Raw genomic sequence first — 14256 nt, forward strand, 5'->3', positions numbered from 1 at the left:
ACTATCGTCATGACATTGAAACTCTCGTCATAGCAAAGAAGCTCTCTTCATCGTAAAGGAACTATAAAAACGCCCAAGCATTTCTGCTTGGGCGTTTTGATTTCAAAGGTAATAGTTACCTAGGAATAGTACTACTTCATTGCCGCTGGCTCATTGAGCTTTTTTACGCCACCGCGAGAGGCGTTAACCAGTAACACACCTACCGACAATACAATCGAACCACACAGTAGGAATAGGGCACGACCAGTGATGTCATTTGGAATTAGAGCCATTGCTAGGATACCGAAACCTGCAGTACAGATTAACTTACCAAGCATTGAACGCTGTTTAGTGTCTAGGTTTTGCTGCTCTTGAGACTCTGCCACAACCGGAGTGTTCCAGTTCTCGAATAGCTTCTCAACTTCCGCTTCACGCTCAGGTGTACGACCTTTGTAAACCAGTGTTGTTGCTAGGAAGAAGCCACCAGTGAACACCACGTGTGCTGCTAAGCTCAGTGCCACTTTCAAGTCAGACCATTCGCGACCTGTTAGTGCGTGTTCTAGGTTAAACCAGTTTTGAACGTCTTCAGCTTGTAGAGAGATACCGAAGATGTAAGAAACGAAACCACCTACAATCAACGTTGCCCAACCAGCCCAGTCTGGAGTCTTACGAACCCACATACCTAGAAGTACAGGGATAAGCATAGGGAAGCCAATCAATGCACCCACGTTAAGTACGATATCGAACAGGCTTAGGTGACGCAGTGAGTTGATGAACAAGCCAATACCAATGATGATGAAGCCCATCATTACGGTTGTTGCTTTACTTACTACAACCAACTCTTTCTGTGTCGCTTGTGGGCGAACGATAGGGCTGTAGAAGTTCATTACAAAGATACCAGCGTTACGGTTTAGGCCAGAGTCCATAGAAGACATGGTTGCCGCGAACATTGCAGACATAAGAAGACCAACCATACCTGCTGGCATTACGTTTTGTACGAATGCTAGGTAAGCGGCGTCTGCTCCCACTGAACCGTATTGCTCAGCGAAGTCAGGCATGAATGCACTTACGTACCAAGCAGGTAAGAACCAAATTAGTGGGCCAACAATCATTAGTACACATGCAAGGCCAGCTGCTTTACGTGCGTTTTCACTGTCTTTTGCACATAGGTAACGGTAAGCGTTGATGCTGTTGTTCATTACACCAAACTGCTTGATGAAGATGAACACAACCCAAAGGATGAAGATGCTCATGTAGTTCAGGTTGTTACCAACCATGAAGTCGCCATCAAAGTTCGCAACAATATTACTTAGGCCACCACCGTGGAAGTAAGCCGCTACCGCACAGGTAATCGTTACTGCCATGATAACAAGCATCTGCATGAAGTCAGACGCTACAACCGCCCAAGAACCACCGGTTACAGCCATTAGCATCAATACTAGGCCGGTTACAACAATCGTTGCTTCCATTGGGATGTTGAATACAGCGGCAACAAAGATTGCGAGACCGTTCAACCAGATACCTGCTGAAATCAAGCTGTCAGGCATACCAGCCCAAGTGAAGAACTGCTCTGAAGTTTTACCAAAACGCTGACGAATTGCTTCGATTGCGGTAACTACGCGAAGCTGACGGAATTTTGGAGCAAAATAGATGTAGTTCATGAAGTAGCCAAATGCATTGGCTAAGAATAGGATTACAACGACGAAACCGTCGCTGAACGCGCGTCCTGCGGCACCTGTAAACGTCCATGCTGAAAACTGTGTCATGAAGGCGGTTGCACCAACCATCCACCACAACATTTTGCCGCCCCCTCTAAAGTAATCACTTGTCGAAGTTGTGAACTTACGGAACATCCAACCAATGGCTACAAGAAAGAAGAAGTAGGCAAGAACAACAAGAGTATCAATAGTCATTTTTTCAGCCTTTTAAGTGTGATCATTAACTGGCTCCTAGATTACTCTTTTATGATTATATTTGTACTACAATATGCTTTTATTGTGATCCAAACCAAGAGCTTTTCTATATATGAAAATTCTGACAAAGCTATGACATACGGGGCTTTCAAGCATTTTTGTAAAATTCAAGTTACGATAATGATTCCTTTAAAATGTAACCATTTGTAATACTATTAAGTTCTTTTTAAATCAGTGAGTTAGCTGTAAAGGCGCTGGTTTTAACCTTTGGGTGCCATAATCCGAATCGATTATTGGATGCTGTTTAACTTCTCAAGAATGATAAGTATAGTTCGTTCTGAAGCGTTACTGCGCTACGACGGTTCAGGCTAATTGTATTGATATCATCATACTATTAGTAGATGCAAAATTCGTGTTAGCACCATCCTAAACGAAAAAAGCGAGCCAATAGGCTCGCTTTGAACATAATCTGTCGTCAGATAAATTATTTTGCGACGTGATTCACTGCATCACGTACTAGAGCACCTAACTCGTCCCACTTACCTTCGTCGATAAGTTTTGTTGGAACCATCCAAGTACCGCCACACGCCAAAACTGAAGGAATAGATAGGTATTCATCAACGTTCTTCAAGCTAACACCACCAGTTGGCATGAATTTCACTGGGTAAACGGCTGTCAGTGCTTTAAGCATGCTTGTACCGCCTGAAGGTTCAGCAGGGAAGAACTTCAGTGTGCGTAGGCCCATTTCCATTGCTTGCTCAACTAGGCTTGGGTTGTTTACACCAGGAACGATAGCAACGCCTTTGTCGATACAGTATTGAACGGTGCGTGGGTTAAAGCCTGGGCTCACGATGAAGTCCACGCCCGCTTCGATAGATGCGTCAACTTGCTCGTTAGTCAGTACCGTACCAGAGCCGATCAGCATATCTGGGAACTCTTTGCGCATGATGCGAATCGCTTCGATTGCACACTCAGTACGTAGCGTGATTTCAGCACACGGCATGCCGTTTTCAACAAGTGCTTTACCTAGAGGGATAGCGTCTTCAGCACGGTTGATAGCGATTACAGGGATAACTTTCAGGTTAGCAAGTTGTTCATTTAATGTCGTCATGGATAATATCTCACGTCAAAATTGGCCGATAATCACTGAATTATCAGCATTTTAAAATCTATTGGTACGTCTCGTTCACTATTCTAATTGAGCATAGCATGACGCTAGATCAGCGTCATGCTTGTATCAAATTAAGAAGACAGAGACAGTGTAGGCATTGCTTCTTTAGGAATAATCGCACCTTGGTGCTGAATCACCGCACCGGCAACGCAGTGGCCTGCAAATGCTGCATCACGAGCATTACCACCACAGAAACGTTTTGCTAGGAAGCCAGCACTGAATGAATCGCCCGCCGCTGTGGTATCGATAACGTTATCCACTGGGTTTGGTGCAACATAATGCGCTGCATCGGCTTCAACGACGAGGCAGTCTTTGCTACCGCGTTTAATGATGATCTCTTTAACACCACTCTTTGTGGTGCGTTCAATACACTGCTCAATGCAAGTGTCACCGTAAAGCTCTTGTTCGTCATCGAACGTTAGCAATGCAATGTCTGTAAACTTAAGCATCTTCATGTACCAAGACTGCGCTTCTTGTTGGCTATTCCAAAGCTTAGGGCGGTAATTATTATCAAAAATCACTTGGCCATTTTGCTTTTTGTATTCTTCTAAGAAAGTCAGAAGTGCTGAACGGCCTTTTTCTGTAAGAATCGCCAGTGTAATACCGCTCAAGTAAAGCGCATCGTATGAAAATAGCTTGTCTAGAAGCGAAGATGCATCATCGCCATCAAGCAGGTATTTCGCCGCAGCGTCATTACGCCAGTAGTGGAAGCTACGCTCACCCGTTTCATCGGTTTCGATGTAGTAAAGGCCAGGCTGCTTTTCGTCAATCTGTTTTACTAGGCTGGTGTCGATGCCTTCAGCGTTCCACTTCTCAAGCATGTCTAGGCTAAATGGGTCATTACCCAGCGCCGTTACATAGCTGGTTTTGATATTTTGCTCTTGGGTTAAGCGAGATAGGTACAAAGCCGTGTTTAGTGTATCACCACCAAATGTTTGCTTAAGCCCATCATCTTTTTTCTGTAGCTCAACCATACATTCGCCAATGACCGCGATATTAAATGATTTCATGTGCTTACCTTAGCAACTGAGGTTGCGCTATTAATTATTTTAGGAAATCTTCGCGAGCAGGGTTGAAGATATCAAGAAGAATGCTGTCTTGCTCTAGAGCAACGGCACCGTGCATCATGTGTTTGCGAGCAAAGTATGCATCACCTTCTTTAAGTACTTTCTTCTCACCTTCAATTTCAGCTTCAAAACTACCTCGAACGACATAACCGATTTGGTCATGGATTTCGTGTGTATGAGGGTGACCAATTGCGCCTTTGTCAAAAGATAGGTGTACAGCCATTAGATCGTCTGTGTATGCCACGATCTTACGCTTGATGCCGTCGCCCAGATCTTCCCATGGTTGTTCGTTATTGATAAAGAATGCGTTCATTGTGTCTCTCCAAAGCGTATAAATTTTTTATATGTTCATTAAGTTGTGTTCATCATAAGGGATTAGGTTTAATTGTAATACAATATATCCAGAAATGTGTGATATTGATCAAGTGCTACTTTTTATAGCTCTGTAAAATCAATGACTTAACACAACTCTGATAAATGTTATTGGCTTTTTAGATCAAAGGTTTAGCGAGATTTATGTGATTCTGCTCATCATTTGGCGATGAATAGGTAGGATTAAACCTCATATTGTATTACTTTATATAAAGTTTAAGAATTAGATTGAAATTCAAATACAGAAACTCTTCATCGAGGGTGATAAAGAACATGACTACACAACCAATACTACTAACGGACGCGGAAATTGAAGCACTTCATTTAGAAGTTGGCCGTTCAAGTTTAATGGGTAAGACGATTGCAGCGAATCAAAAAGAGCTGGAAGCCTTCATGCGCCTACCTATTGACGTGCCAGGGCATGGCGAAGCGGGTGGTTACGAGCACAACCGTCATAAACAAAACTACACATACATGAACCTAGCTGGTCGTTTGTTCCTTATCACTAAAGAGCAGAAGTACGCTGATTTTGTTACTGAACTACTGGAAGTTTACGCAGACAAGTATCTAACGTTTGATTTCCATGTTCAGAAGAACACTAACCCAACGGGTCGTCTTTTCCACCAGATTCTAAACGAACATTGCTGGTTAATGTTTACTAGCTTGGCGTATTCGTGCGTTAAGTCTACTTTGACGCAAGATCAACGTGACAACATTGAGTCTCGTATCTTCGAACCTATGTTAGAGATGTTCACGGTGAAGTACGCACACGACTTCGACCGCATCCATAACCACGGTATCTGGGCTGTAGCGGCAGTTGGTATTTGTGGCCTAGCATTAGGTAAGCGTGAATACCTAGAGATGTCTGTATACGGTCTTGATCGTAACGACACAGGTGGTTTCTTAGCACAAATTTCTCAACTGTTCGCGCCTTCTGGCTACTACATGGAAGGTCCTTACTATCACCGTTATGCGATTCGCCCTACGTGTGTTTTCGCTGAGGTGATCCATCGCCATATGCCAGAAGTCGACATCTACAACTATAAAGGCGGCGTGATTGGCAACACAGTACAAGCAATGCTTTCAACGGCTTACCCTAATGGTGAATTCCCAGCACTGAACGATGCGTCTCGCACTATGGGCATCACGGACATGGGCGTACAAGTTGCTGTTAGCGTTTACAGCAAACACTACGCAGTTGACGGTAAGGTTGATGAAAACATCCTAGGTATGGCGAAGATTCAAGACGCAGTATGGATGCATGGCTGTGGTCTAGAACTTTCTAAAGCATACGAAGCGGCAAGCGCTGAAAAAGAAATCGGCATGCCTTTCTGGCCAAGTGTTGAGTTGAACGAAGGTCCAGAAGGTCACAACGGTGCTCAAGGCTTCATCCGTATGCAAGATAGCAAAGGCGATGTGTCTCAGCTAGTGATGAATTACGGTCAACACGGTATGGGTCACGGCAACTTCGATACGCTTGGTATTACCTTTTTCAACCGTGGTCAAGAGGTGCTACGCGAATACGGATTCTGTCGTTGGGTGAACGTTGAGCCAAAATTCGGCGGCCGTTACCTAGACGAAAACAAGTCTTACGCACGTCAGACTATCGCGCACAACGCGGTAACAATTGATGAGAAATGTCAGAACAACTTTGATGTTGAGCGCGCAGACTCTGTTCACGGCTTACCTCACTTCTTCAAAGTAGAAGACCAAAAAATCAATGGCATGAGTGCGTTCGCGAACGACCATTACGAAGGTTTTGACATGCAACGCAGTGTGTTCATGCTAAACCTTGAAGGTCTGGAATCTCCGCTACTATTAGATCTGTACCGCTTAGATTCAGAAGATGGCGAGCACCAATATGACTACTCTCATCAATACGAAGGTCAGATTGTTCGCACTAACTTCGATTACCAAACACACAAAGAGCTCCACACATTAGGCGACGACTTCGGTTATCAACACCTATGGAATGTAGCAAGTGGTGAAGCGAACGAGACAGCACTAGTGAGCTGGCTACAAAACAACACTTACTACACATGGTTAGGTACAAGCTCGAACGACAACGGTGAAGTTATCTTTACTCGTTCTGGCGCGAATGACCCAAGCTTCAACCTGCGTTCTGAGCCTGCGTTTATTCTGCGTAGCAAAGGCGAAACAACGCTGTTTGCTTCAGTTCTAGAAACGCACGGTTACTTCAACGAAGAGTTTGAGCAATCAGTGAACGCTCGTGGTCAAGTACAAGACATCAAAGTACTGGCGCACAACAACATCGGTTCTGTTGTTGAAATTGAAACGAATACCTCTTGTGTCACAGTGATGATCAGCAACCAACTGGGTGCAACTGACACTACTGAACACAAAGTCGAATTAAATGGCAAAACGTACAGCTGGACAGGTTTCTACTCTATAGAAGAGAACCTAATTGACTCAACTTCAGCTGGTCAGGAGAAATAAGAATGAGCTATCAACCACTTTTACTGAACTTTGAAGAAGCAGCAGAGCTTCGTAAAGAACTTGGCAAGGATAGCCTATTAGGAAAAGCACTTACTCGCGACATCAACCAAACTGACGCTTACATGGCGGAAGTGGGTATTGAAGTTCCGGGCCACGGTGAGGGCGGCGGTTACGAGCATAACCGTCACAAGCAAAACTACATTCATATGGATCTAGCGGGTCGTCTGTTCCTTATTACAGAAGAGACAAAGTACCGTGATTATATCGTCGATATGCTAACGGCTTACGCGAAGGTGTACCCATCGCTAGAGAGCAACACTAGCCGTGACTCAAACCCACCGGGTAAGATCTTCCACCAAACACTGAACGAAAACATGTGGATGCTGTACGCTTCGTGCGCATACAGCTGTGTTTACCACACGATTTCTGAAGATGAAAAAACGCTGATTGAAAACGACCTATTCAAGCAGATGATCGAGCTGTTCGTTGTAACATACGGCCACGACTTCGACATCGTACACAACCACGGTCTATGGGCAGTAGCGGCTGTAGGTATTTGTGGCTATGCAATCAACGATCAAGAATCGGTAGATAAAGCGCTTTACGGCCTCAAGCTAGACAAAGTGAGCGGCGGTTTCCTAGCACAGCTAGACCAACTGTTCTCGCCAGACGGCTACTACATGGAAGGTCCGTACTACCACCGTTTCTCGCTGCGTCCTATCTATTTGTTCGCAGAGGCAATCGAGCGTCGTCAACCTGAGCTTGGTATCTATGAATTCAACGACTCAGTCATCAAGACAACGTCTTACGCGGTATTTAAGACCGCATTCCCAGACGGCACGTTGCCAGCATTGAATGATTCATCGAAGACGATCTCTATCAACGATGAAGGCGTGATCATGGCAACATCTGTGTGCTACCACCGCTACGAGCAAACTGAAACACTACTGGGTATGGCTGATCACCAGCAAGACGTTTGGGTTCATATCTCAGGTAAAACACTATCAAACGCAGTTGAAGCGGCTGACGACATCAAGCCATTCAACTGGGGTAGCTTATTCGTGACTGATGGCCCTGAAGGTGAGAAAGGCGGCGTGAGCATTCTTCGTCACCGTGACGAGCAAGACGATGACACAATGGCTCTGATTTGGTTTGGTCAGCACGGCTCAGATCACCAGTACCACTCTGCACTTGACCACGGCCACTACGATGGTCTGCACCTAAGTGTATTCAACCGTGGTCACGAAGTGCTGCACGATTACGGCTTCGGTCGCTGGGTAAACGTTGAGCCTAAATTTGGCGGTCGTTACATCCCAGAGAACAAGTCTTACTGTAAGCAGACTGTGGCGCATAACACAGTAACGGTTGACCAAAAAACTCAAAACAACTTCGACACAGCACTGGCTGAGTCTAAGTTTGGTCAGAAGCACTTCTTTGTGGCAGACGACCAGTCTCTACAAGGCATGAGTGGCACAATCTCTGAGTACTACACAGGTGTAGATATGCAGCGCAGCGTAATTCTTGCTGAGCTTCCTGAGTTTGAAAAACCACTGGTGATTGATGTGTACCGCATTGAAGCTGATGCTGAGCACCAATACGACCTACCAGTTCACCACTCTGGTCAAATCATTCGTACTGATTTTGATTACAGCATTGAAAAAACGCTGAAACCACTTGGCGAAGACAACGGTTACCAACACCTATGGAACGTTGCTTCAGGTAAAGTGAACGGCAGCTCTTTGGTTAGCTGGTTGCACGACAGCAGCTACTACAGCTTAGTAACAAGTGCTAATGAAGGCAGTGAAGTGATTTTTGCGCGTACTGGCGCGAACGATCCAGACTTCAACCTGAAGAGCGAACCAGCACTTATCTTGCGTCAATCTGGTCAAAACCACGTGTTCGCTTCTGTACTAGAAACGCACGGTTACTTTAACGAGTCTATCGAAGCCTCTGTAGGCGCTCGTGGGCTTGTAGAATCTGTGTCTGTTGTGGGCCATAACAGTGTCGGGACTGTTGTTCGCATTCAGACCACCTCTGGCAACACTTACCACTACGGTATCTCTAACCAAGCTGAAGATGTTCAGCAAGCAACTCACACCGTTGAGTTCGCAGGTGAGACTTACTCATGGGAAGGTGCATTCGCGAAGCTGTAATTTTTCAGAAAGCGAGTGAGGTTCTAAACGGGTGTCTTCGGATGCCCGTTTTTTTATTCCAAGTTTTGTGAATGTGATGGAGTGTTGGAATAGTTCTTTAATTAAAGAGAGTAGGCGATATGTATTGAGAGTATTTGGAATAACAACCTAGTTAGCGGTAAGCCGCGATGTGAAATGCAAATGACTAGGTCTGTCTTGGTGTTGCTGCTACGAATGAAACGTGGCGATGTTTCTAGTGGAGGAGCGATTTGGCTCTAGAGGATTGTGAAATGTCCTAGCTTCTGTCCACTGTTCGAGATAATGGTCCCGATACTCTCTCTTTCATCAAATTCGAAGTCGATGAGATAACTTGTGTGTTGCAGCCTCGGTAAGATGTGGCGATGCAAAATGTCACTGTTTAATTGTCGTATCTCGGTGACCCAAGAGATGTTTTCTTTTAATAAGTCTATTTTGATTTTGAGCATTTATGGCCTTTAAATTTATTGAGCGATTTCTCGCGAGTTAGTTGGTACCAATGGATTTGTCGTGTTGTTCTTCTAGACATAATGTGCCTCGTGTTTATTACAATAATATGAGATTAACCAGATAGTTTTACGGCGATCAGTGGATCAGTTGTGCAAAACCAAATGGGATGTTTGGACAAAAATGACGCTATTGAATGACTATCGAAGTAAAGCTGACGCAGAGATGGTGTAACGATGTATCGTGAACTGTCTTTGTGGGAACTTGGACTGGGATGTTGCATTAACAGCTCATATTTTGAGCCAGATGGCGTAATATACGCCTCGTTTTTTATATTTCAAGCATTATTTCGAACATTTTCAAAATAAATACTGCGATTTTTCCTATGCAAATACGTTGAGTGCATGTTTCGCATAAATATTATTTGTTCTTCACAGAAAAGTCGCCAGTAATTTCTATACTGATCATTAGGTTATAGATAAATCTAATTCGATTGAGTGATTGAGTGATTGAGTGATTGAGGATTATTGAATGAAGTGGATTGGTGCTTTGCTAGCCGCAAGCTGTTCTTTCAGTGTGTGGGCTAATGTTGAACAGTTTGTACGTTATCAATATCAGGATCAAGTGAGTTACGGCCTACTAAAAGGGGATACGATCACTCCGGTAAAAGGGGATCTTTTCGCGGAACACAGTTTATCTGATAAATCCGTTGCGCTTGCTGATGTTGAAGTATTGCTTCCGACACAACCTGAGAAAGTGTTCGCAGTGGGCATGAATTTTCGCAGTCACGCGGCTTCTCATCCTGATCTTCCACCTCCTATGTTTCTCAAACTTCCATCTTCTTTGATCCTTTCAGGGCAACCTATTCATGCGCCATTTGATGCGCGTAACGTGCACTATGAAGGTGAGTTAGTGTTGGTGATTGGTAAGACGCTGCACAAAGCGGATCAAGAAGAGGCAGAAGCTGGGATATTTGGCGTGACGGTTGGTAACGACCTTACAGAGCGTTCATGGCAGGGCAGTGACCTTCAATGGCTTAGAGCGAAAGCGTCTGATGGTTTTGGGCCCATCGCCAAAACCATATCACGTGGGGTTGATTACAATAATGTTGAATTGACCACCAAGCTCAATGGAACGATTGTCCAACAAGAAAACACGACCTTTATGATTCATAGTCCTAAGAAAGTGGTGAGTTATCTCAGCCATTATTTCACTCTGAAACCGGGTGATTTGATCTTTATGGGGACGCCGGGTAAGACTAAGGCGCTTAAAGATGGCGATATGGTGTCTGTCAGTATTAAAGGCGTAGGAGAAGTCTCTAATACGATCTATTTTTAGCATTATACAATCAATTAGTTAGATTGAATTTACATTGTAAACCACACTGCGGGTTCCCCACCTAGCTTATACAGATTTTATCTATTGTTCGGCGAAATGAGATCTAAATAATTTGGGTTTTGTTTCGCTTATTTCTTTTCTCGAAAGTTGCCCTGCTCAAGCAAAAGTAAGATCACGCGGGCACTATTCTCTTTTGTAATACTCATATTTACATTTCTAAATGACAAAGTTGTTGTAGGGCATGTTTTGCGAGAATATTATTGATAATAATTCTCAGTTGCGTTACAAATTTGTTGTCAAGTTAATGACATTCTTTAACTAATCGTTATCTCGCAGTTGTACGGTGAATTACACGACCGTTCTTTTCGTGTGTTTGATAAGTAGCCGTCATAACAGCAAAGGAATAAAAATGAACAAAATACTTAACTCAGCTCGTAAGCTGGTGACTGGCTTAACTCTGGTTTTGGCGTCGTCTGTACTGATGACAGCTCATGCAAAAACAGTGACGGTAGAACACATTAAAGGCACTACAGAAGTCTCTGGTGTACCTCAGCGTGTTGTTGTTCTTGGTCACGGTAGCTTAGATGTATTAGATCAAATCGGTGTCGCTCCGGTGGGTGCTTCACATTCACTATTGCCAGATTATTTACAGTCTTACCTAAAAACGACCAAGAATACGGGCTCTTTAAGTGAACCTGACTTCGAAGCGATCTTCATGCTCAAGCCGGACCTGATCATTGCAGAAAATCGCATGCTTAAGGTGTACGAGCAACTCGCTCAAATTGCTCCAACCGTTATGTTCTATGTAGAGGGTGACAAATACTGGGCAGATACGCAGAAAAACTGGCGTACAATGGGTGAGATTTTTGAAAAGCAATCTGAAGTCGAAGCTCTGATTGAAAAGACTCAACAGCAGATTTCGGCAGTCAATGCGAAGGTCACTCAAGATGAAACAACGGCAATGATGCTCATGAACAACGGTAGCAATATTGCGATGTTCAACAAAGGCAGCCGTTTCTCTATTATTTTTGATGACTTTGGATTTGTTGAATCTAAGAGTGCGAAAGTAGCACCGATCAAAGGCAGCCACGGTAACCTTATCTCTTTTGAATACATCGCTGATGCGAAACCAGAAGTCATTTACGTACTTGACCGTGAGCAGGCGATTGGCCGATCTGAAGGTCGCGCTAAGCAATTGTTCGACAACGCGTTAGTGGCAGAAACTCCAGCCGCTAAGCTAGATAACATTGTGTTTATCGATTCTAGTGCGTGGTACTTGGCAGGTGGTGGTGTGACAGCAACTCAACGTATGCTGAATGACATCGACCGCACAGTTAAGCAATAAGTCTCCACTTAATTATCGGGCTTATAAGTGTTTTGCTTATAAGCCCTTTTGAATTTTATACCGGTTAACCCCAACCCTCCTTAGTATTACTTTTTATGTTTAAACCCATTGTTGCCGCCGTCTTTCTCGTCGTGCTGTGCGTTGCTTCTTTGATGATCGGTGTTGCTGATATCAGCTTCAGTGATTTTTTTAGCGGAAGTGACCACGCCAACTCTATTTATGTTGTAAGCCGAATTCCTCGATTACTCGCTATTGTTCTTGCTGGCGCGGGGTTGAGTGTATCAGGGCTAATCATGCAGCAAATTGTCCAGAACAAGTTTGCTGCGCCATCGACGATGGGCACCATTGATTGTGCAATGCTTGGCTATATTGTTGGTTTGGTTCTGTTAGGCAGTGCTGCGCAATGGCATTACTTGGGGTTCATTTTTACGTTCGCTGTGTTGGGTACTATGCTGTTGGTGCGCTTTCTACAGCATTTGAAGTTTAAGAATGCGGTATTAGTGCCGCTGATTGGCATTATGTACGGCAATGTTGTTTCTTCTCTCACCACTTTCATTGCTTATAAGTACGACTTAGTTCAAACGATGTCGGCGTGGACGATGGCGAACTTTGCAAGTGTTCTACAAGGTAGCTATGAGATTCTTTATCTAGCCGTACCTGCTTGTATCTTGGCATACATTTTTGCTAGCCAGTTTAGTGCGGCGAGCATTGGTGAGAGCTTTGCTCGCAATATCGGTTTGAACTACCAGAAAATCGTCTTTATCGGTGTCGCGCTGGTGGCGGTGTGTGCTTCATCGGTAGTGATGATCGTGGGGGTTATTCCCTTTCTTGGTCTGATTGTGCCAAACATTGTCTCGTTGATGATGGGGGACAATATGAAGAAGATTCTACCTTGGACGGCGTACTGGGGCGTGATCTTGGTATTGGCGTGTGACCTGCTCGCTAGGGTGATTATTTTCCCTTATGAAATTCCGATCTCTATGGTTATTAGTGTCTTCGGTGGTTTGATTTTCATTTTCCTAATCCTGAGAGACAAGTCCAATGCGTGATTCCATTAAAATGGCGCTATTAGCCGTTGTCTGTATTGTCATGGTCGTTGTGTTTATTGGGCAGGGGTTAACATGGGACAACTACGAGTTTTTCCTAAAGTTGCGTACACCGAAATTGTTGTCGATCGTATTGGCCGCAATTGCCATTTCGACATCATCTTTGGTTTTCCAAACGATTACCAACAACCGCATTCTGACGCCTTCGATTTTGGGTTTTGATAACCTGTACATGTTAGTCCAAGTCTCACTGCTGTTTGTATTCGGTAGCCTTAGCTTTTGGGTGGTCGATGCCGTCGCGAACTTTACACTTTCTGTGTGCATCATGGTGCTCTTCTCATTTGGTTTGTTCCATTTCTACTTCAAGAGTAAACGCAACAATGTGTTCACGCTGCTTCTCATCGGTATTGTTTGTGGTAGCGTTTTCGGTAGCTTGTCGAATTTTTTAGCGATGACCATCGATCCGAATGAGTTTTCGGTGTTGCAGAACGTGATGTTTGCAAGCTTCAACAATGTCAAAGGGGAGCTGGTTTACCTAAGTGTTATTCCGCTTGGCTTGTGTTTGTTTGCTTTGTGGTGGATGGCTCCGAAGCTTGATGTGTTATGGCTGGGTGTCGACAATGCAACCAGTTTGGGAGTGAATACCAAACGTCTAACACAGGGCATCTTGGTTATTGTGTCGATTATGGTGGCGGTCTCTACGGCGCTAGTCGGCCCTGTGCTGTTTTTTGGATTGATTACCGTCAGTTTGGCTCGTCAGATGTTTAAATCCTATCAACATCGAGTGCTGATTGTTGCGAGCAGCTTGCTTGCAGTCGCGTTGCTGGTTTCTGGACAATGGTTCGTTGAAAAAGTGATGAGTTTTGAAACCACGGTGAGCGTCATCATCAACCTAGTGGGTGGTTTGTATTTTATGTTCTTGTTGTTACGCACCAGAATTCAATAAAGGTAGT

The 14256-nt window shown here is 44.2% G+C and carries 11 protein-coding genes; 6 read left to right on the forward strand and 5 right to left on the reverse strand.

Annotation, left to right across the window (positions count from 1 at the left end; all coding sequences use genetic code 11):
• Positions 1-131: 131 nt before the first annotated feature.
• The 4 genes from L1D60_RS03535 to L1D60_RS03550 all read right to left on the reverse strand — a co-directional run bounded on the left by L1D60_RS03535 (position 132) and on the right by L1D60_RS03550 (position 4443).
• Entirely contained in the window at positions 132-1892 is a 1761-nt protein-coding gene (locus tag L1D60_RS03535; protein ID WP_239839769.1) for a transporter, read from the reverse strand.
• 484 nt (positions 1893-2376) lie between these two features.
• Positions 2377-3003: a bifunctional 4-hydroxy-2-oxoglutarate aldolase/2-dehydro-3-deoxy-phosphogluconate aldolase gene (locus L1D60_RS03540; protein ID WP_032552779.1), complete on the reverse strand. Its 627-nt coding sequence runs from the start codon at positions 3001-3003 to the stop codon at positions 2377-2379.
• Positions 3004-3134: 131 nt separating this feature from the next.
• Positions 3135-4073, reverse strand: a complete 939-nt coding sequence (locus tag L1D60_RS03545; RefSeq protein ID WP_239839770.1) for a sugar kinase — start codon at positions 4071-4073, stop codon at positions 3135-3137.
• A 34-nt stretch (positions 4074-4107) separates the two neighbouring features.
• Positions 4108-4443: a cupin domain-containing protein gene (locus L1D60_RS03550; protein ID WP_239839771.1), complete on the reverse strand. Its 336-nt coding sequence runs from the start codon at positions 4441-4443 to the stop codon at positions 4108-4110.
• 332 nt (positions 4444-4775) lie between these two features.
• Between L1D60_RS03550 and L1D60_RS03555 the strand changes: the two genes are divergently transcribed.
• Positions 4776-6959: a heparinase II/III family protein gene (locus tag L1D60_RS03555; protein WP_239839772.1), complete on the forward strand. Its 2184-nt coding sequence runs from the start codon at positions 4776-4778 to the stop codon at positions 6957-6959.
• A gap of 2 nt (positions 6960-6961) precedes the next feature.
• Positions 6962-9112, forward strand: coding sequence for a heparinase II/III family protein (locus tag L1D60_RS03560; RefSeq protein ID WP_239839773.1), 2151 nt, complete (start codon positions 6962-6964; stop codon positions 9110-9112).
• Positions 9113-9366: 254 nt separating this feature from the next.
• Here L1D60_RS03560 and L1D60_RS03565 read toward each other — a convergent pair whose 3' ends face one another.
• Positions 9367-9576 (reverse strand): hypothetical protein, encoded by a 210-nt coding sequence (locus L1D60_RS03565; protein WP_239839774.1) that lies wholly within the window; start codon positions 9574-9576, stop codon positions 9367-9369.
• A 529-nt stretch (positions 9577-10105) separates the two neighbouring features.
• On the opposite strand from L1D60_RS03565, the gene L1D60_RS03570 reads away from it, so the two are divergent.
• From L1D60_RS03570 to L1D60_RS03585, 4 genes are all read left to right on the forward strand, one after another.
• On the forward strand, positions 10106-10912 hold the full coding sequence (locus tag L1D60_RS03570; RefSeq protein WP_239839775.1) for a fumarylacetoacetate hydrolase family protein: 807 nt from the start codon (positions 10106-10108) through the stop codon (positions 10910-10912).
• 409 nt (positions 10913-11321) lie between these two features.
• Entirely contained in the window at positions 11322-12257 is a 936-nt protein-coding gene (locus L1D60_RS03575; RefSeq protein WP_239839776.1) for an ABC transporter substrate-binding protein, read from the forward strand.
• A 95-nt stretch (positions 12258-12352) separates the two neighbouring features.
• Positions 12353-13306, forward strand: a complete 954-nt coding sequence (locus L1D60_RS03580; RefSeq protein WP_239839777.1) for an iron chelate uptake ABC transporter family permease subunit — start codon at positions 12353-12355, stop codon at positions 13304-13306.
• Complete coding sequence (locus L1D60_RS03585; protein ID WP_239839778.1) at positions 13299-14249, forward strand: iron chelate uptake ABC transporter family permease subunit; 951 nt, start codon at positions 13299-13301, stop codon at positions 14247-14249. Before L1D60_RS03580 ends, L1D60_RS03585 begins: the two co-directional genes overlap by 8 nt.
• Positions 14250-14256 lie beyond the last annotated feature (7 nt).

The sequence above is a fragment of the Vibrio sp. Isolate30 genome, from assembly GCF_022397975.1.
Lineage (GTDB): Bacteria > Pseudomonadota > Gammaproteobacteria > Enterobacterales > Vibrionaceae > Vibrio > Vibrio fortis.

What these genes read in the sequence shown, in the direction of transcription:
- L1D60_RS03550 (WP_239839771.1), bottom strand. Translation starts at nt 4,443, where the DNA reads ATGAACGCATTCTTTATCAATAACGAACAACCATGGGAAGATCTGGGC.
- L1D60_RS03570 (WP_239839775.1), top strand. Translation starts at nt 10,106, where the DNA reads ATGAAGTGGATTGGTGCTTTGCTAGCCGCAAGCTGTTCTTTCAGTGTG.
- L1D60_RS03535 (WP_239839769.1), bottom strand. Translation starts at nt 1,892, where the DNA reads ATGACTATTGATACTCTTGTTGTTCTTGCCTACTTCTTCTTTCTTGTA.
- L1D60_RS03585 (WP_239839778.1), top strand. Translation starts at nt 13,299, where the DNA reads ATGCGTGATTCCATTAAAATGGCGCTATTAGCCGTTGTCTGTATTGTC.
- L1D60_RS03560 (WP_239839773.1), top strand. Translation starts at nt 6,962, where the DNA reads ATGAGCTATCAACCACTTTTACTGAACTTTGAAGAAGCAGCAGAGCTT.
- L1D60_RS03545 (WP_239839770.1), bottom strand. Translation starts at nt 4,073, where the DNA reads ATGAAATCATTTAATATCGCGGTCATTGGCGAATGTATGGTTGAGCTA.
- L1D60_RS03565 (WP_239839774.1), bottom strand. Translation starts at nt 9,576, where the DNA reads ATGCTCAAAATCAAAATAGACTTATTAAAAGAAAACATCTCTTGGGTC.
- L1D60_RS03555 (WP_239839772.1), top strand. Translation starts at nt 4,776, where the DNA reads ATGACTACACAACCAATACTACTAACGGACGCGGAAATTGAAGCACTT.
- L1D60_RS03540 (WP_032552779.1), bottom strand. Translation starts at nt 3,003, where the DNA reads ATGACGACATTAAATGAACAACTTGCTAACCTGAAAGTTATCCCTGTA.
- L1D60_RS03580 (WP_239839777.1), top strand. Translation starts at nt 12,353, where the DNA reads ATGTTTAAACCCATTGTTGCCGCCGTCTTTCTCGTCGTGCTGTGCGTT.
- L1D60_RS03575 (WP_239839776.1), top strand. Translation starts at nt 11,322, where the DNA reads ATGAACAAAATACTTAACTCAGCTCGTAAGCTGGTGACTGGCTTAACT.